The sequence below is a fragment of the Microbacterium sp. TPD7012 genome (genome assembly GCF_003075395.1).
Lineage (GTDB): Bacteria > Actinomycetota > Actinomycetes > Actinomycetales > Microbacteriaceae > Microbacterium.
The window spans coordinates 195,850-214,062 of record NZ_QDFV01000003.1; the positions used below are offsets into that span (position 1 = coordinate 195,850).

Below are 18,213 nucleotides of genomic sequence, written 5' to 3' on the forward strand. Positions count from 1 at the left end.
CTGTTGAGACGCGCGAAAATCGTCGCCACCCTGGGCCCCGCCACCTCCACCTATGAGACGGTGCGCGCACTGATCGATGCGGGGGTGGATGTCGCACGCCTGAACCTCAGCCACGGCGACTACTCCGTGCACGAGAACAACTACGCCAACGTGCGCCGTGCCGCGGACGACGCCGGCCGCGCCGTCGCGATCCTCGTGGACCTCCAGGGCCCGAAGATCCGTCTCGGCAAGTTCGAGAACGGGCCCTACGAGCTCGCGGTCGGTGACATCTTCAAGATCACCACCGAGGACATCATCGGCAACAAGGACATCTGCGGGACGACCTTCAAGGGTCTGCCGCAGGACGTCAAGCCGGGTGACTTCCTCCTCATCGACGACGGCAAGGTCCGCGTCGAGGTCGTCGAGACCGACGGCGTCGTCGTCACCACGAAGGTGATCGTCGCCGGTGCCGTCTCGAATAACAAGGGCATCAACCTGCCCGGTGTCGCCGTCAACGTCCCCGCGCTGAGCGAGAAGGACGAGGACGACCTGCGCTGGGGTCTGCGCATCGGCGCCGACCTGATCGCGCTGTCGTTCGTGCGCAACGCCTCGGACGTGACCCGTGTGCACGAGATCATGGCAGAGGAGGGCGTCAAGGTCCCCGTCATCGCCAAGGTCGAGAAGCCGCAGGCGGTCGACGCCCTCGAGGAGATCGTCGACGCGTTCGACGCGATCATGGTCGCCCGTGGCGACCTCGGTGTCGAGCTGCCGCTCGAGGCCGTGCCGATCGTGCAGAAGCGCGCCGTCGAGCTCGCCCGCCGCATGGCGAAGCCGGTCATCGTCGCGACGCAGATGCTCGAATCCATGATCAACAGCCCGGTCCCGACGCGCGCCGAGACGTCCGACGTCGCGAACGCCGTCCTCGACGGCGCCGACGCGGTCATGCTCTCCGGAGAGACGAGCGTGGGCGACTACCCGGTCGTTGTCGTCGAGACGATGGCCCGCATCATCGAGTCCACCGAGGAGCACGGCCTGGAGCGCATCGCGCCGCTCACCACCAAGCCGCGCACCCAGGGTGGCGCGATCACCCTCGCCGCCCTCGAGGTCGCCGAGTTCGTCGACGCGAAGTTCCTCTGCGTCTTCACGCAGTCGGGCGACTCCGCTCGTCGCCTGTCGCGTCTGCGCTCGCGCATCCCGATGCTGGCCTTCACGCCGGAGCCCGACATCCGCCGCCGCATGGCGCTCACGTGGGGCATCCGCTCGACCCTCGTCGACATGGTGCAGCACACCGACCTCATGTATCTGCAGGTCGACGACTATCTGCTGAAGAACGGTCTGGCCGAGGAAGGGGACAAGGTCGTCGTGATCTCCGGTTCCCCTCCCGGAATCGTGGGCTCGACGAACGACATCCGCGTCCACAAGGTCGGGGACGCCGTCGGCGGTGCTGCTCCGATCTACAAGGAAGCCACCGTCTGATCCGTTGGTGCGCAGCAGAGGGGCGGGACTTCGGTCTCGCCCCTCTGTCGTCCGTCTCGGTGTATGTTCCCCCTATGGACAACGACCGGGAGATGCTCGTCCACTCCGAGGCGGAGGCCGCAGCATCCATCCGCTGAAGGCCGCTGGCTGGTGGCTCGCCGACTACGCCTACGCCGGGTACTGGCAGCTCAGGGCGACGTTCTCCCGATCAGACGCGACGTCATACGCGTCGGGCGACGCGGCACCCATCGTGGTGCTCCCCGGCGTGTACGAGACCTGGCGATTCCTGCAGCCGCTGATCACGGAGCTGCATGCCCGAGGGCATCCCGTCCATGTCGTCGACGCCCTGCAGCGGAATCAGCGCCCTGTGGCTGAGATGGCGGAGAGCGTGACCGCGTTCCTCGAGGCACGGGATCTGCATGACGTCATCCTCGTCGCGCACAGCAAGGGCGGTCTGGCCGGCAAGCTCGCCATGACCGGACGCGCGGCAGGACGGGTGCGCTCGATGCTCGCGGTGGCGACGCCCTTCGGCGGCTCACGCTACGCCCGGATGTTCCCCGTGCGCACGCTGCGTGCGTTCGCTCCGGAGGACCCGTCGATCGTCGGTCTCGCCCGGCAGCTCAGCGTCAACTCCCGGATCGTCTCGATCTACGCCGACTTCGATCCGCACATCCCCGAGGGGAGCGAGCTGGCGGGAGCGAAGAACGTCCGGCTCGACACCGGAGGGCACTTCCGCATCCTCGCCCATCCGCGCGTCCTCGCCGAGCTGGCGGTGCTGGCCGAGTAGACCTCGCCCCGAACGTCGAACATCTCGCGCTCGCCTCCACGAGGCTTCGGGCTGCTGTCAGGGGGCATAGGTCATCACGTCCCCGACGAGAGGCGCCTCGGAGGTGCGGTCGCCCGAGACGGTGGTATCGAGCTCGTAGGGCGTGCCGGCGAAGCCCGCTTCGAGCGCCTCAGCGCTCGGCACGACTCCGTCGAGGGTGAACGAGTCGATCAGGAACGGCACGCCGTTCGAGGCGAGCGGGCTCGGCGAGTCCATGATGTGGAAGTGCAGGTGTGGGGCGTCGGAGTTGCCCGAGTTTCCGAGCAGCGCGATCGGCTCGCCCTTCTTCAGCTGCTGACCCACCTCGACGTGCGCTGGGTTGCCGGGCTGCAGGTGCGCATAGAAGGCGAACCGGCCGTCGCCGATGTCCTGCACGATGTAGTTGCCGCCGTATTCGTCGAGGGTGAGGCCGGTCGGGTTCGCGCCCGGTGTCTGCTCCGGTCGGTCGGTGGTCATCGCGACCACCGGCCCGTCGGCGACTGCGATGACGTCGTTGCCGAAGGACGGGTAGTTCTGGGCCACGGTCTTGTCTCTGGTGAACAGCCGGTCATCGTCGGTCAGCTGCACGTAATCGATCGCCCAGCGTTCCGGGACCTTGAAGCCGGCGTTGATGGGGCTGACCGCTCCGCGGTGCGGTGTGAGGGTGCAGCATCCGTTGCCGTTCAGCCAGCCCGCGCCCTGCAGCGGTGGACCGATGGCGACGGGAGTCGAAGCGCTCACCGTGACGGCGGGAACGTGTTCGACGATGACGGAGTCGTGGATGGGTGGATTGGCTTCCGGCATCCGCACCGTCACGGTGTGCTCGATCGCGGTCGGCACCTCGGCGGCAGAGTCGACGATCGCGTCCATCCAGATCATGGCACTTCCGCCGCCCGGGAGGGTACCGCCCGCGTCGCCCGTGCCGACACCGCGGTAGACGGCGGTCAACTCCTCGCCGGTGAGCGACTGCAGTGTGCCTCCGTCGGCGCGGGATTCGACGGACTCGATCGTTGCCGGCGACGCCGAGGCGTTGACGAGCAGGAGCTCATAGGCCAGATGCATGCGACCGTCGGTGGCGGGAGCCGCGATCGGCGGATTCGTGACGGTCACGACCACCGGGGAGTAGGCATCCTGAGCGGCATCGTACTGGGCGGGTGAGGACTCGACCGGCGTCATGGCGGGAGAGTCGGACGCGCCCGACGGGCCAGTGCATCCGCTCAGGAACAGCACGGAGATGGAGGACATCGCAACAGCGGAGAACAGCGCCGAGCGTGGTCTGGGACGGGGCATACATCTCATTGTGCCCAAGGCAGGCTGCTCGCGGTGCTCGAACGGGAGATGTCAGCCGCAGTTCCCCGAGGGTGTGCGCCCGTCGCCCAGAGTAGGGAGCCAGAGCAGCAGATCCGGGAGCGCGGCGTAGGCGGCCAGTCCGTGATTGATGTCGGGGTAGGTGTGGAACGTGAGATCCGCCTGCTGGGAGCAGAGCAGCTTCACATAGGCCTCGGTCGCACTCGGGCGCACCAGCTGGTCGGCCTCGCCCTGTCCGACGAAGACGGGTACGGTCACGGGCTGCCCGCCCGCGCTGTTCTCCTCCAGCAGGGTCTTCCACGGCTCGGTGGTGGCCGGGTCGCTGGTCACATAGCCGCCGCCGAGCGGATCGGCGATCGCATGGAGCTCCTTCGTCTGCGTGAGGAGGCAGAGCTCGGCCATCTCGGGGGTGGCCTTCGCCCCGGCGGGAGTGAGTATCGCGGTGATCTCGTCCGCCGTGTACCGGTCGGCGTATGCGACCGTGTAGGCGGGGATGGCGAGCGACGCGATGGTCACTCCGGAGAGATCGATGATGTCATCGGTCATCAGCGCGTTCAGATTCGCCGCCGGCGCAGCCACCGCGACACCCTGCAGCTTCAGCTCCGGGGCGTACGACGATGCCCGCTCCGCCGCGAAGAGCACGGCCTGCCCTCCCTGCGAATGCCCCCACAGGACGACGCGGTCGCCGATGTCCGCGCCGTCGATCGTGCGCGCTGCGCGCACGATGTCCAGCACGCTGTTCGACTCCGGTACGCCGAGGAGGTAGGAGGACTGCCCTTCGATGCCGAGGCCCGGGTAGTCGGTCGCGGCGATCGCGTATCCCTCGGCCAGCAGTTCGTGAAGACCCTCGATGTACTGGAAGGGATCGAGACCGAGCGATGGTGCGCACTGCGCGGCGGCACCCGTGGTCGGATGGGCCCAGGAGATCACCGTACGTCCGTTCTCCGGCGCAGGTCCCTCCGGGACGATCACGACGCCGGAGACCGGGATGTCATCGCCGGCGAGGTCTCGCGAGTGGTAGATCACCCGCCACGCCGATGTTCCCGCCGGTGCGCTCGCGATCGGTTCGATGCGGATGATCTCGCCGGGGTCGCCGGTCGGGGCGGGGGAGGGGAGCGAGTAGAACGCCGGATCGGTCTTGAGGTCGGCCTGCCCTTCGATGTACCGGCGGGCGAACTCCGCTGCGGCGAGCCCGAGCACGACGACGAGGACGGCCCCGATGATGAGAAGGATCCGTCGTCGCCTCGGTCGATGTGCGTGCGCCGCAGGCGCGCCACTGTCCATAGGGACTGTATAGCGCACAGAGGGTGCCGGCGGTGGGACTCGAACCCACACGCCCTTTCGGACAAAGCATTTTGAGTGCTCCGCGTCTGCCATTCCGCCACGCCGGCTCGTGTGTCGCGCCTTCGACTTTAGCGCAGGAGATCTCACCGCAGCGTCGGACCACAGCCGGTAGCCGGGGCCTCTCCACTAGGATGGATCTGTGACCGAGCAAGAACAGGCTGTAGAGCCCACGGCATCCGCACCCCGACGCGTCGTCGTCGCCGAAGACGAATCGCTGATCCGTCTCGACATCGTCGAGATCCTCCGCGACAACGGCTTCGATGTCGTCGGCGAGGCCGGCGACGGTGAGACCGCTGTCGCTCTCGCGACCGAGCTGCGCCCCGATCTCGTCATCATGGACGTCAAGATGCCTCAGCTCGACGGCATCAGCGCGGCCGAGAAGCTGCACAAGGGGAACATCGCCCCGGTCGTGCTCCTCACGGCGTTCAGCCAGAAGGAGCTCGTCGAGCGCGCGAGCGAGGCCGGCGCTCTGGCTTACGTCGTCAAGCCGTTCACCCCGAACGACCTGCTCCCGGCGATCGAGATCGCGTTGGCCCGCCACGAGCAGATCATCACGCTCGAGGCCGAGGTCGCCGACATGGTCGAGCGCTTCGAGACCCGCAAGCTCGTCGACCGGGCCAAGGGCCTGCTCAACGAGAAGATGGGGCTGAGCGAGCCCGAGGCGTTCCGCTGGATCCAGAAGGCGTCGATGGACCGCCGTCTGACGATGCAGGACGTCGCGAAGGCGATCATCGAGCAGCTCGCGCCGAAGAAGTGAGCCCGGAGGGCTCGGAGTGAGCCTGCCGAAATCCGCTGTTCGGCTCGACGCCGAGCACATCCTGCGCCCGATCCGGATCGGTGACGGTGCCGCTCTCGCGCGCGCCTACGTCGCGAACCGCGACCATCTCGCGCCCTGGGAGCCCACCCGTGCAGAGTCCTTCTTCACGCAGGAGTTCCAGGAGCGGCACGCACAGGAGTGCGAGACGGATGCCGCCTCGGGACGCAGCATCCGATTCGTCATCGAATCCGACGACGGCGAGATCCGCGGGCGGATGAACCTCAACAACATCGTGCGGGGTGCGTTCTGGAGCGCCGACCTCGGCTACTGGATCGACGTCTCGCGTCTCCGCCGTGGTCTCGCGTCCCGTGCCGTCGAGCGTGTGGCCGCCCACGCCAGGGAGGAACTGCGGCTCCATCGCCTGCAGGCGGCGACGCTGCTGCACAACATCGGTTCGCAGCGCGTGCTCGCCGAGAGCGGGTTCGAGCGCATCGGTCTGGCGCCGAAGTATCTGCGCATCGCGGGGGAGTGGCAGGACCACCTGCTCTTCCAGCTGCTGCTGGAGGAGCCGCTCAGTCCGCGGCGGGAACGGCCTTGATCATGTTGGTGATCCGGATCGTCGAGCAGCGCCGGCCCTGATCGTCGGTCACGACGATCTCGTGGACCGTGATGCTGCGGCCGAGGTGCACCGGGGTGCAGACGCCGGTGACGACACCGGAGGTCGCCGAACGCGTGTGCGTGGCGTTGATGTCGACGCCGACGGCGAGGCGTCCGGGGCCGGCGTGCAGATTCGCCGCCATCGACCCGAGCGACTCGCCGAGCACGACGTACGCGCCGCCGTGCATGAGACCGACGGGCTGCGTGTTGCCTTCGACGGGCATCGTCGCGACGCACCGCTCGAGGCTGAACTCGAGGAACTCCATGCCCATCTTCTGGGCGAGCGCCCCCATCCCTCGAGCTGTCGCCCAGTCGAGTCCCTCGCTCGTCGCGACGTCGCTCATGAATCCTCCTCAGCGGGTGTCTGCCGTCCTCGTTAGGCTGACAGGGTGACGGACTCCGCAAAGCCTACCCTCATGGTCATCGACGGCCATTCGCTCGCCTATCGTGCCTTCTTCGCCCTTCCGGTCGAGAACTTCACGACCAAGGACAATCAGCACACGAACGCCATCTACGGCTTCCTGTCGATGCTGGTGAACCTCATCAAGGCCGAGCAGCCGACCCATCTGGCGATCGCCTTCGACACCTCCCGGCACTCGTTCCGCACCGACGAGTACCCCGAGTACAAGGCGACGAGGTCCGAGACGCCCCAGGAGTTCCGCGGCCAGATCCCTCTCCTCCAGGACTGCCTCGCGGCCATGTCGATCCCGGTTCTCACGAAAGAGGGGATCGAGGCCGACGACATCCTCGCGACCCTCTCGACACAGGGCGCGGAGCAGGGCTACGACGTGCTCGTCGTCTCGGGCGATCGCGACAGCATCCAGCTGGTGAACGACGAGGTGACCCTGCTGTACCCATCGGTGCAGGGTGTGTCGCAGCTGAAGCGCTACGACCCCACCACGGTGCAGGAGCGCTACGGCGTGCCACCCGAGCAGTATCCCGACATCGCGGCCCTGGTCGGCGAGACCAGCGACAACCTTCCCGGAGTCCCGAAGGTGGGGGAGAAGACCGCGGTGAAGTGGCTCACCCAGTTCGGCACGCTCGACGAGCTGCTCGATCGCGCCGATGAGATCAAGGGTGTGGTCGGCGGCAACCTGCGTGACCACATCGACGACGTGCGGCGCAACCGCAAGCTGAACCGTCTGCTCCGTGACGTCGAGCTTCCTGTCGCTCCCGACGACCTCGCGGTGACGCCGATCGATGCGCAGGCCGTTCGCGACATCTTCGCGCGGCTCGAGTTCCGTACGCTGCTTCCGCGTGTCTTCGACGCTGTCGGCGCCGGTGAGGTCGCCGACGATCCCGCCTCCGCGGTCGTCCTGCCCGTGCCCGCCGAGGTCGCGCCGGCTGACCTCGCGACGTGGGCCGCGGCACAGGACGGCGACGTCGCGCTCCGCATCACGACGCAGGGCGGCAAGCCCGTCCGCATCGGCGCGGCGACGACGACCGAGCTGCGGGAGTCCGACTGGACGGATGCCGCGGCAGACGCGCTCCGCGGCTGGATCGAGTCGTCGAGCCCGAAGGTGCTGCACGACGCGAAGCCCCAGGTCAAGGCGCTGTTGCGCCAGGGCATCCGCCTCGCCGGTCTCGCCTACGACACGAGTCTTGCGGGCTGGCTGCTGCGCCCGAGCTTCCCCGACAAGACGCTCGCCGACCTGGTCGAGCGCTACCTCGGCGAGAAGCTTCCCGAGGCAGACCCCTCTCAGCTCGTCCCCGAGACCGAGGGCGCCACGCCGTCCCAGGAGGCCTGGTTCGCGCTTCGGGTCGCCGACGCGCTGCGGGACGACATCCCCGAGTCGGTCACCAAGGTGCTCGTCGAGATCGAGCTCCCGACCCTGATGACGCTCGCCGACATGGAGGTCGCCGGTGTCGCGGTCTCGCACGAGGTGCTGTCGACCTTCTCGGGCGAGCTCGCCACCCGCGCCGAGGGGATCGCCCAGGAGGCCTTCTCGAGCATCGGCCGAGAGTTCAATCTCGGTTCGCCCAAGCAGCTGCAGGAGGTCCTGTTCGAAGATCTCCAGCTCCCGAAGACCCGTAAGACCAAGTCCGGGTACTCGACGGATGCTGCAGCGCTGGCCGACCTGCAGGAGACCCACCCGCACCCGTTCCTCAGCCTGCTCCTGCAGCACCGCGAGGCGACGAAGCTGCGTCAGATCATCGAGTCGCTCGACACGGCGATCGGCGACGACCACCGCGTCCACACCACGTACGTGCAGACCGGCAGTCAGACGGGACGGCTCTCCAGCACCGACCCCAATCTGCAGAACATCCCGGTGCGCACGGAGGAGTCGCGTCGCATCCGCAGCGCGTTCCAGGTCGGCGAGGGCTATGAGGCTCTGCTGACGGCGGACTACTCCCAGATCGAGATGCGCATCATGGCGCACCTCTCCGGCGACGAAGGGCTCATCGAGGCGTTCAACAGCGGCGAGGACCTGCACCGGTTCGTCGGTGCCCGGGTGTTCGGTGTCGACCCGAGCGAGGTGACCTCCGCCATGCGCACCAAGGTGAAGGCCATGTCGTACGGCCTCGTCTACGGGCTGTCCGCCTTCGGTCTCTCCAAGCAGCTGCGCATCGAGCAGTCCGAGGCGAAGCAGCTGATGGTGGAGTACTTCGCCCGTTTCGGCGCTGTCCGCGACTATCTCCGCGCCTCTGTGATGAAGGCGAAGGAGGTCGGCTACACCGAGACGATCTTCGGGCGTCGACGTCCGTTCCCCGACCTCGCGAGCCCGAACCGCGTGCTGCGGGAGAACGCCGAGCGTGCGGCTCTCAACGCCCCGATCCAGGGCAGTGCCGCCGACATCATGAAGATCGCGCTCCTGCACATCCATGACGATCTGCGCTCCGATCAGCTCTCCTCGCGTGCGCTGCTGCAGATCCATGATGAACTCGTGGTCGAGGTCGCGCCGGGCGAGTGGGACGCCGTCGAGCGGATCGTGCGGGCGCGCATGGGCGATGCCGCCGACCTGAGGGTGCCGCTCGACGTGCAGGTCGGTCGCGGTGCGGACTGGAACGAGGCCGCGCACTGAGGTCGGCGCATCGCGCAGAACCGATATATCGAGAGGATGCGGGGGATTAGGCTGAAGGGATGACTTCAGCTCCCCGCACTCCGTCTGCCATCGACCAGGTCGCTGACGAGTGGGTCGACACGATCGCTGTCCTCGCACCGACTCTCGGTACCTACATCGGCCGTGACGAGGTGAACGACCGCTTCGGCGATCTGAGTCCCGCGGGTCATGAGGAGATCGCCGCGGCGACCCGTTCGACGCTCTACAAGCTGTCTGCGCTCGAGCCAGGCGACGCGATCGACGAGGTCACCAAGACCGATCTGAGTGCCGAGCTCCGTCTCGACCTCGAGCTGCACGAGGCGAAGTGGCACCTGCGCGACCTCAACGTGATCGCCTCGGCGGCGCAGGACGTGCGATCGGCGTTCGATCTGATGCCGACGGCCACTGCCGACGACTGGGGCGTGATCGCCACGCGTCTGGCGGCGGTGCCCGGCGCGCTGCGCGGCTACACCGAGACGCTGCGCCAGGGCATCGCCGAGGGAGTCACCCCGGCGCGTCGTCAGGTCGTCGAGGTCGCGACGCAGATCGATCGCTACACCGCGGATGACGGCTTCTTCGCAGCGTTCGTCGCTGACGCCGGCCCCGACGAGGGTCAGCTTCCCGCATCTCTCGCCCGCACGCTCGCCGACAACTCCGCGGCCGCGCGTGTCGCGTACCACGAGCTGCGTCGCTTCCTCGCCGAGGAGCTCGCGCCCGCTGCCGGTGACGTCGACGCGGTCGGCCGTGAGCTCTACGCGCTGAACTCGCGCCGCTTCCTCGGCGCGACGATCGACCTGGACGAGACCTACGAGTGGGGACGCGAGGAGCTCGCCCGCATGGTCGCCGAGCAGACCGCGATCGCGAACGAGATCCTGCCCGGCGCCTCGGTCGAAGAGGCCGTCGCCCACCTGGAGGCCGACCCTGCCCGCAAGCTCGTGGGCACCGACGCGCTCCAGAAGTGGATGCAGGAGACGAGCGACCGCGCTGTCGCTGAACTCGGCGCCTCCCACTTCGACATCCCCGAAGCGATCCGCACGCTCGAGTGCATGATCGCGCCCACACAGGAGGGCGGGATCTATTACACCGGACCGACGGATGACTTCTCGCGTCCGGGACGCATGTGGTGGTCGGTCCCCGAGGGTGTCACCGAGTTCGACACGTGGCGCGAGCTGACCACGGTCTTCCACGAGGGCGTTCCCGGACACCACTTGCAGATCGCTCAGGCGGTGTACAACCGCGCCGAGCTGAACACCTGGCGGCGCCTCCTCGCCGGCACCTCCGGTCATGCCGAGGGTTGGGCGCTGTACGCCGAGCGCCTGATGGAGCAGCTCGGTTACCTGGACGACCCCGCCGACCGACTGGGCATGCTCGACGGCCAGCGCATGCGCGCCGCTCGCGTCGTGCTCGACATCGGGGTGCACCTGGGCAAGCCCCGCCTCGACGGAACGGGCACCTGGGACGCCGCCTACGCTCTCGAGTTCCTGCGGAGCAACGTCAACATGTCCGACCAGTTCGTGCAGTTCGAGGTGAACCGCTACCTCGGCTGGCCGGGGCAGGCGCCGTCGTACAAGGTCGGTCAGCGCATCTGGGAACAGGTTCGCGACGCCGTGCGCGAAGCCGAAGGAGAATCCTTCTCGTTCAAGGATTTCCACAAGCGGGCGCTCGACATGGGCGGCGTCGGCCTCGACACGCTCCGGAGCTCACTCCTCCCGCGGTGACGGGAATGGTCCGGCACCGGGAGGTGTTCATTCATCTGAATGGAAAGGGATGACATGAGCATCGAATTCGGACTGGACACCTTCGGCGACATCACGAGGGACTCCGACGGAGAACTCCTCACCGGCGCACAGACGATCCGCAACGTCGTCGCGCAGGCGGAGATGGCCGATCGGGTCGGGGTCGACTTCTTCGGCGTGGGGGAGCATCACCGCTCCGAGTTCGCGATCTCCGCCCCGGAGATGGTGCTGGCAGCGATCGCCGCGCGCACCGAGCGCATCCGCCTGGGCACAGCTGTCACAGTGCTGTCATCCGATGACCCCGTGCGCGTATTCGAGCGGTTCTCGACGCTGGACGCACTGTCGCACGGCCGCGCCGAGGTCGTGCTCGGCCGCGGCTCCTTCATCGAGTCGTTCCCGCTGTTCGGCTACGACCTCCGCGACTACGAGGCGCTCTTCGAGCAGAAGCTCGAGCTGTTCACGGAGCTCCTCAAGGAGGAGCCCGTCACCTGGTCGGGAACCATGCGCGCCTCGCTCGAGAACGCGAACGTCTTCCCCAAGACCGAGAACGGGCTCCGCACGTGGGTCGGGGTGGGCGGCAGCCCCGAGTCCGTGGTCCGCGTCGCCCGCCACGGGCTCGGACTGATGCTCGCGATCATCGGCGGTCCGGCGGTGCGCTTCAAGCCCTTCGTCGAGCTGTACCACCGCTCGGTCGCCTCGTTCGGGACGATATCGCACCCGGTGGCCGTGCACTCTCCGGGGCACATCGCTGAGACGGATGCCGAAGCGTGGGACGCCGCATACTCCGGCTTCGAGGCGATGAACAACACCATCGGACGCGAGCGCGGCTGGCCGGCGTACAGCCGTGCGCGATTCCAGAACGACGTCGGCCCCGAAGGGGCCATCTACGCGGGCTCGCCCGAACGCGTGGCGGCCAAGATCGCCGACACCATCACGACTCTCGGGCTCGGCCGCTTCGATCTCAAGTATGCGACAGGCACTCTGTCCCATGAGTCCATGATGCGGAGCATCGAGCTCTACGGCACCGAGGTCATTCCGCGGGTGCGCAAGATCCTGTCCGAACGGGACTGACTCGTCATCGTGGGGCGGCGCGGCCGCGCGCCGTCCTACGATGAGGTCATGGCCAACACCGCCCTGCCGAGCCGTGCCTCGCTCGCCGAGCGCCTCGACGATCTGCCGTTCACGAGACGCCATCTCCGCGTCCTGAGCGGTTCGGGCGTCGGGTGGGCGCTCGACGCGATGGATGTCGGTCTCATCTCCTTCATCCTCGCGGCGCTCACGCAGCAATGGGGCCTGACGAAGACGGACGCCGGTTGGATCGCGTCCATCGGGTTCCTCGGCATGGCGGTCGGGGCGACGCTCGGAGGTCTCCTCGCCGATCGTCTCGGCCGCCGTCAGGTCTTCGCGCTCACGCTCCTCGTGTACGGCATCGCCACCGGAGCCAGCGCGCTCGTCGGCGGGATCGCCGCGCTGCTGGTGCTGCGGTTCTTCGTCGGGCTCGGACTCGGCGCCGAGCTGCCGGTCGCCTCAACCTACGTGAGCGAGTTCGCACCAGCGCGCATCCGCGGCAGGCTCATCGTCATCCTCGAGGCGTTCTGGGCCGTGGGCTGGACCGTGTCCGCGCTCATCGGGTACTTCGTGATCCCGGCATCCGACGCGGGATGGCGCTGGGCGTTCGCGTTGGGGGCCATCCCGGCCGTCTACGCCCTGATCATCCGCTGGGGACTGCCGGAGTCTCCGCGTTGGCTCGCCTCCCGCGGACGCATCGCCGAAGCGGATCGGATCGTCTCGACCTTCGAGGCGGACGCCGGTCTCGTCGCGGCGCCCGCGATCCGCAAGGAGCCCGCGTCCCGTGCGATCGCGATCACGACCAGGGCGCGTCTCACGACCCTGTGGAACCGCGAGTTCCGCGTCCGCACGCTCTGTCTCTGGTTGGTCTGGCTGTGCGTGAACTTCGCGTACTACGGCGCATTCATCTGGATCCCGAGCATCCTCCTCGATGCCGGATTCGACCTGGTCAGGTCCTTCGGCTTCACGCTGATCATCACTCTGGCACAGCTCCCCGGGTACGCCGTCGCGGCGTGGCTCATCGAGGTCTGGGGCAGGCGCGCCACCCTTTCGGTCTTCCTCGTCGGGTCCGCCGTCTCCGCCGTGTTCTTCGGCACGGCCGCGTCGGAGTTCGCCATCATCGCCTCGGGGATGGCCCTGTCGTTCTTCAACCTCGGAGCGTGGGGCGCGCTGTACGCCGTGACCCCGGAGACGTATCCGACGTCACTCCGAGGGACCGGTGCCGGCTGGGCGGCCGGCGTCGGGCGCATCGCCTCGATCGTCGCGCCGCTGTCCGTGCCCGTGCTGCTCGTGGCGGGCGGCACGCCGCTGCTGTTCGTCGTCTTCGGCGCCTGCTTCTTGGTCGCGGCCGGGGCCGCCTGGGGCCTTGCGGATCGCGGAGGCATCGCACTCGACGACCGCTGACGTGCGCCTCTCCCGCCGCGGGCGGGAATAGGCTTGTGCGGTGGCAGATGTGCGATTCGTGGCGATCGGCGACTCCTTCACAGAAGGCGTCGGCGACGTCCTTCCCGACGGCAGAGAGCGCGGTTGGGCCGACCTGGCAGCCCAGGGCTGGGCCGATGCGGCGGGTCACCCGATCCAGTACGCCAACCTCGCGATCCGCGGCAAGCTCGCCTGGCCGATCGTGGAGCAGCAGCTGGAGCCCGCACTCGCGCTGCGTCCGACCCACCTCTCGTTCAACGGGGGAGGGAACGACATGCTGCGGCCGCGGACCGATGTCGAGCACATCGCCGATGCCTTCAGTCGCGTGCTCCGTCGCTGTGACGAGGAGGGTGTGACCATGATCCTGCTCTCCGGCGCGAACCCGAGCGGCCAGCTTCCCATGGGATCGCTCGTTCAGCGACGCGGCGACCTGCTCTCCGAGGCGGTGCTCCGCCGGATCGAGAACCGGCCGGATGTGATCCGGGCTCTCAACTGGCCGGACAGGGAACTCGCCGACCCCGCGTACTGGTCAGAGGATCGACTGCACATGAACGCCGCGGGACACCATCGCGTCGCCGCACGAGTGATCCATGCGCTCGGCTTCGAGCCGCCCGAGACGTGGTGGGCGCCGCGCGAAAGGGGAGGAGCGAGGCCGTCCGGACTCTCCTACTACCGCGAACACGTCGGCCCGTGGGTCCGCCGTCGCGTGACACGCACATCCTCCGGAGACGGCCGCGCGGCCAAGTACCCCACGTGGGTCGAGCGGATCCCCACGTGAAGCGCCTGCGCGGTCGGCGGATGCCACGCCGCGTCACGCAACTCCTCGTCGGCCTGTTCCTGTACGGCATCGGGATATCCTTCCTCGTCCGAGGAATGATCGGAGCGGCGCCCTGGGACGTGCTGACGCAGGGCATCGCGCGCCACGTGCCGCTGAGCTTCGGCATCATCACGATCCTCGTCAGTGGCGTCGTGCTGCTGCTCTGGATCCCGATCCGGCAGAAGCCCGGAATCGGCACTCTGCTCAACGCCCTGCTGGTCGGCCCGGCCGCCGACATCGGCTTCCTGCTGATCCCGGAGACGGACGAGCTCTGGATCCGGATCGCGTTCTTCGTCATCGGCCTGCTCGTGCTGTCGGGTGCGACGGGTCTGTACATCGGTGCGGCCTTCGGTCCTGGACCGCGCGACGGATTGATGACCGGGTTGCACCGGCGCACCGGCTGGCCCATCTGGGTCGTTCGCACCGGACTGGAGGTGACTGTGGTCGCGGTCGGATGGGCCCTGGGCGGGAACGTGGGCATCGGCACCGTGGCGTTCGCTCTGCTCGTCGGACCGCTGTGCCAGTTCTTCCTGCGCGTATTCGCGGTCGGGCTTCCCGAGGTCGCGGCGTCTGCGGACGCCGCGGCGCCGACGGGCGAGATCCGGATCGCGAGCTGAGCGGAATGTCCGACTTCGAGATGACCACGCTTCCCGCGGGCTCTGTGATCCTCCATGACGCGAGGCGGAAGGTGCAGCGCACGGTCGCGCTGGAGCCGTTCGCGATCGGCGTCTACCCCGTGACCGAGGAGCAGATGGCGGACGTGCTCGGCATCGCCGTCCGGCATCCGTCACGTCCGGCGGTCGACGTGAGCTGGCTCCGCGCCGTGCACTTCTGCAACGCCGCATCCGAGTGGGAGGGCTTCGACCCGGTCTATCTGTTCGATGGCGAGGACGTGAGCTGGGATGCCACGGCAGACGGCTATCGCCTGCCCACGGAAGCGGAGTGGGAGTTCGCCTGCCGCGCAGGATCGACCGGCCCACACTACGCACCCCTCGCGGATGCCGCCTGGACGAGCGCCGACGGCGTCGCCTGGCCGAAGAACGTCGGCGGGAAGATCCCGAACCTCCACGGACTGTTCGACACGCTCGGCAACGTCTGGGAGTGGTGCTGGGATCTGCTGGATCCGGCGCGCTACGACGACTACCGGGTGTTCCGCGGTGGAGGGTTCGCGGATGACGCCTGGAGCGTGCGCGCATCGGTCCGTCGCGGTGGAGCTCCGAGAACGCAGCAGGACGACGTGGGTCTGCGCCTCGCGCGTGGCGCGTTCGACACGGTCGACGAAGCGCAGGGATGGTCCGCGAAGATCGACCGGGAGCGCGCGGTCGTCGACGGGCCTCTGCCGCCGGGGTGGACGCCGCTGCGGCGGTGAGCGGTCAGTCCACGGGGCGCGTCGACTCCGCTCAGGCCTGTTCCAGGTGCTTGACCATGTACCGATTCGGGTCCTCCGAGGGTGCAAAGCCGAACTGCGCGTAGAGTCCGTGCGCGTCGGCTGTGGCCAGGAGAATGCGCTTCACCGGCAGCGGCTGCAGATCGGCGATGACGCCCTCGACGAGCATCTTGCCGACGCCGCTGCCTCGAGCGCTCTCGTCGACGAAGACATCGCACAGCCAGGCGAAGGTCACGGCATCCGTCACGACGCGGGCGTAGGCGACCTGTTCGCCGTCCCCATTCCAGACGCCGTAGTTGCGGGAGGCGTCGATCGCGGCATCCTGGATCTCGCGAGGCCGCCCCGTCGCCCAGTAGGCCTGCTCGCTCAGCCAGGCGTGCACCTGGGCGCGGTCGATGCGGGTCGAGTCGGAGGAGAATGTGAAGCCGGAGTCCATGCTTCATCCTATGAGCGCTCAGCGACGCGGATCGGGATCCAAGCCGATCCGGATGCGCGTGCGCTTGCGTTCGATCAGGATGAAGACGACGCCGAGGATCCAGAGGGGAATCGGCATCAGGAATGCGACCCGGAACGCTTCGAGCGAGTAGGTCGCCGGGGTTCCGGCTCCCTGCAGGTCGAGGGCGAGACCGATCAGGAAGATCGCGATGAGCGCGGCGATGAAGCCGCCGGCGTTGGTCACTCCCGTCGCCGTGCTCAGCCGGTGCGAGGGGTTGTGCGTCCGCGCGTGGTCGAACGCGATCATCGACGCGGGACCGCCGGTCGCCAGGGCAACCGCGAGGATGTACAGCAGCCACAGCGGGGCAGGCCCGGGGAGCGCGATGACGACGACCCAGGCCAGCATCTGCACGCCCACAGCGGGCAGCACGAGCGCCATCGACCGGTAGTTCGGGAGTCGCCGGGAGAGGTCGCCGATGACGGGGCCGAGCACCATGCCGGCGATGACGTAGACCGAGATGATCCCCGCGGCGTGGGCGGTGTCGAGGCCCTGAGCCGCCGTCAGGAACGGCATCCCCCAGAGCAGGATGAACGCGGTGCCGGCGAACGGCGACGTGAAGTGCGACCAGAACGCGAGCCGGGTGCCGGGGTGCGCCCAGGCGGCGCGGATGCCGACGCCGGTGTCGATCGCGGATGTGACGACCCGGATCACCCCGGTGTCGGTGTTCACGGTGACGTCGGCATTCCGCTCAGGCGGGTGGTTTCGGATGATCAGGGCGACGAGGATCGCGAAGAGGACGCCGAGGCCGGCGATGCTGCCGAAGGTGATCGTCCACGTCGTCGCATGCAGGAGAGCCGCGAGCGGGACGAGGGCGATCAGCTGGCCCGCCTGCCCGACGATGCCGGTGAACTGCACCATGATCGGACCTCGCTGCGCAGGGAACCAGGTTGCGACGAGACGGAGGACGGCGGGGAAGATCGCGGCGTCGCCGGCGCCGAGGAGGATGCGGGCGAAGATCGCGATGCCGACGCTGGGGGAGAGGGCCATGGTCAGCTGCCCTGCGGCCATCAGGAGCATGCCGATCGTCATGATCGGGCGTGACCCGTATCGGTCGAGCAGGACGCCGATCGGGATCTGCATGCCGCCGTAGACCGCGAGCTGGACGACCGCGAAGAGCGCGAGCGTCGACGCGTCTGCCTGGAAGCGATCAGCGGCCTCGACGCCGACCGCGCCGAGCGAGGTGCGGTTCGTGATCGCGAGCACGTAGGCCGCGACACCCACGGACCAGACCAGCCATGCCCGCCACTCCGGCGTCGAGACGGGGGAGCGGGGGACCTGCGACACGCCTCAACGCTACTCCTGTGCAGCCGGGCAGGTTTCGCATCGTCACTCGTGCAAGCGGATGCCCATCACCTGCACTGCGCGAGATTCCGTGACGTGGACGGCAGGATCGATCACAGCCCAGCCGAGCCGGCTGTAGAGCTTCTGCGCCGACCGCGCCTCCTGGTAGCAGGAGAGAAGCGCGGTGCGGTGCGGAAGATCATCGAGGACCGCAGCCATCAAAGCGGCCGCGACCCCACGGCGGCGGTGTGATCCGTCGACGGCGAGTTCCTCCACCGAGAAGCACTCCTGGTCGAGCCAGACCTCCTTCACGTCTGGCGGCAGCGCTGCTTCCAGACGATCCCACCACCAGTCGCCACGGGAGACGCCGGTCCCGAGGACGAGGCCGACCACCCGGTCACCCTCCGTCGCGATGAGCAGCCGGAACGACGGCTTCTCGGAGGCACGGCGTCGCACGCGGGAAGTGAAGCTCTCGATGCTCTGCGAGCGCTCCTCACCGTACGGCGCTTCGGAGAAGACCTCAGCGTAGAGCTCCGCCGCCCGCGTCAGCTGATCGTGGCTGCCGTTCCAGACGGCTATGGTCGTCGAACTCATCCTCACAGCCTGCCAGAGGCGAGAGACGTCGTCGGGTGCCCGCAT

Annotated in this window: 17 protein-coding genes and 1 tRNA gene; 11 read left to right on the forward strand and 7 right to left on the reverse strand. The window is 68.2% G+C overall.

The features are described 5' to 3' along the window. The first annotated feature begins 3 nt into the window (after positions 1 to 3). Positions 4 to 1,455 (forward strand): pyruvate kinase, encoded by a 1,452-nt coding sequence (gene pyk / locus DC434_RS08990; RefSeq protein ID WP_116634958.1) that lies wholly within the window; start codon positions 4 to 6, stop codon positions 1,453 to 1,455. A gap of 250 nt (positions 1,456 to 1,705) precedes the next feature. Then, positions 1,706 to 2,242, forward strand: a complete 537-nt coding sequence (locus DC434_RS08995; protein WP_347707146.1) for an alpha/beta hydrolase — start codon at positions 1,706 to 1,708, stop codon at positions 2,240 to 2,242. Between the two features lie 57 nt (positions 2,243 to 2,299). Here DC434_RS08995 and DC434_RS09000 read toward each other — a convergent pair whose 3' ends face one another. The 3 genes from DC434_RS09000 to DC434_RS09010 form a co-directional block, all read right to left on the reverse strand. Next, positions 2,300 to 3,505: a M23 family metallopeptidase gene (locus tag DC434_RS09000; RefSeq protein WP_165808040.1), complete on the reverse strand. Its 1,206-nt coding sequence runs from the start codon at positions 3,503 to 3,505 to the stop codon at positions 2,300 to 2,302. A gap of 96 nt (positions 3,506 to 3,601) precedes the next feature. Continuing rightward, complete coding sequence (locus DC434_RS09005; protein WP_116634960.1) at positions 3,602 to 4,852, reverse strand: alpha/beta fold hydrolase; 1,251 nt, start codon at positions 4,850 to 4,852, stop codon at positions 3,602 to 3,604. Between the two features lie 24 nt (positions 4,853 to 4,876). Continuing rightward, positions 4,877 to 4,959: transfer RNA gene (locus DC434_RS09010), tRNA-Leu, on the reverse strand. A gap of 92 nt (positions 4,960 to 5,051) precedes the next feature. On the opposite strand from DC434_RS09010, the gene DC434_RS09015 reads away from it, so the two are divergent. Then, on the forward strand, positions 5,052 to 5,669 hold the full coding sequence (locus DC434_RS09015; RefSeq protein WP_116634961.1) for a response regulator: 618 nt from the start codon (positions 5,052 to 5,054) through the stop codon (positions 5,667 to 5,669). A 16-nt stretch (positions 5,670 to 5,685) separates the two neighbouring features. After that, positions 5,686 to 6,267, forward strand: coding sequence for a GNAT family protein (locus tag DC434_RS09020; protein WP_243408875.1), 582 nt, complete (start codon positions 5,686 to 5,688; stop codon positions 6,265 to 6,267). Here DC434_RS09020 and DC434_RS09025 read toward each other — a convergent pair. Continuing rightward, on the reverse strand, positions 6,242 to 6,670 hold the full coding sequence (locus DC434_RS09025; RefSeq protein ID WP_116634962.1) for a hotdog fold thioesterase: 429 nt from the start codon (positions 6,668 to 6,670) through the stop codon (positions 6,242 to 6,244). The genes DC434_RS09020 and DC434_RS09025 overlap by 26 nt on opposite strands. A gap of 45 nt (positions 6,671 to 6,715) precedes the next feature. On the opposite strand from DC434_RS09025, the gene polA reads away from it, so the two are divergent. From polA to DC434_RS09060, 7 genes are read left to right on the forward strand one after another with little or no spacing between them, the layout of a single operon-like run. Continuing rightward, positions 6,716 to 9,349 carry a DNA polymerase I gene (gene polA / locus DC434_RS09030; protein WP_207769941.1) on the forward strand — a complete coding sequence of 878 codons (2,634 nt, stop codon included), beginning with the start codon at positions 6,716 to 6,718 and terminating at the stop codon, positions 9,347 to 9,349. 59 nt (positions 9,350 to 9,408) lie between these two features. After that, complete coding sequence (locus DC434_RS09035) at positions 9,409 to 11,085, forward strand: DUF885 domain-containing protein (protein WP_116634964.1); 1,677 nt, start codon at positions 9,409 to 9,411, stop codon at positions 11,083 to 11,085. A gap of 54 nt (positions 11,086 to 11,139) precedes the next feature. Beyond that, positions 11,140 to 12,174 (forward strand): LLM class flavin-dependent oxidoreductase, encoded by a 1,035-nt coding sequence (locus DC434_RS09040; protein WP_116634965.1) that lies wholly within the window; start codon positions 11,140 to 11,142, stop codon positions 12,172 to 12,174. A gap of 48 nt (positions 12,175 to 12,222) precedes the next feature. Beyond that, complete coding sequence (locus DC434_RS09045) at positions 12,223 to 13,575, forward strand: MFS transporter (protein WP_116634966.1); 1,353 nt, start codon at positions 12,223 to 12,225, stop codon at positions 13,573 to 13,575. Positions 13,576 to 13,624: 49 nt separating this feature from the next. Then, a complete protein-coding gene (locus DC434_RS09050) occupies positions 13,625 to 14,371 on the forward strand; it encodes an SGNH/GDSL hydrolase family protein (RefSeq protein ID WP_116635396.1) in 747 nt (248 codons plus the stop codon). Further along, positions 14,368 to 15,027: a hypothetical protein gene (locus DC434_RS09055; protein ID WP_243408876.1), complete on the forward strand. Its 660-nt coding sequence runs from the start codon at positions 14,368 to 14,370 to the stop codon at positions 15,025 to 15,027. The genes DC434_RS09050 and DC434_RS09055 overlap by 4 nt, the downstream gene beginning before the upstream one ends. 5 nt (positions 15,028 to 15,032) lie before the next feature. Continuing rightward, positions 15,033 to 15,779, forward strand: a complete 747-nt coding sequence (locus tag DC434_RS09060) for an SUMF1/EgtB/PvdO family nonheme iron enzyme (protein WP_116634967.1) — start codon at positions 15,033 to 15,035, stop codon at positions 15,777 to 15,779. Positions 15,780 to 15,810: 31 nt separating this feature from the next. Here the strand turns inward: DC434_RS09060 and DC434_RS09065 are convergent, their stop codons facing one another. From DC434_RS09065 to DC434_RS09075, 3 genes are read right to left on the reverse strand one after another with little or no spacing between them, the layout of a single operon-like run. Beyond that, complete coding sequence (locus DC434_RS09065; protein ID WP_116634968.1) at positions 15,811 to 16,233, reverse strand: GNAT family N-acetyltransferase; 423 nt, start codon at positions 16,231 to 16,233, stop codon at positions 15,811 to 15,813. Between the two features lie 18 nt (positions 16,234 to 16,251). Beyond that, on the reverse strand, positions 16,252 to 17,577 hold the full coding sequence (locus tag DC434_RS09070; protein ID WP_116634969.1) for an MFS transporter: 1,326 nt from the start codon (positions 17,575 to 17,577) through the stop codon (positions 16,252 to 16,254). Between the two features lie 42 nt (positions 17,578 to 17,619). Continuing rightward, positions 17,620 to 18,168, reverse strand: coding sequence for a GNAT family N-acetyltransferase (locus tag DC434_RS09075; protein ID WP_165808041.1), 549 nt, complete (start codon positions 18,166 to 18,168; stop codon positions 17,620 to 17,622). Positions 18,169 to 18,213: the final 45 nt, after the last annotated feature.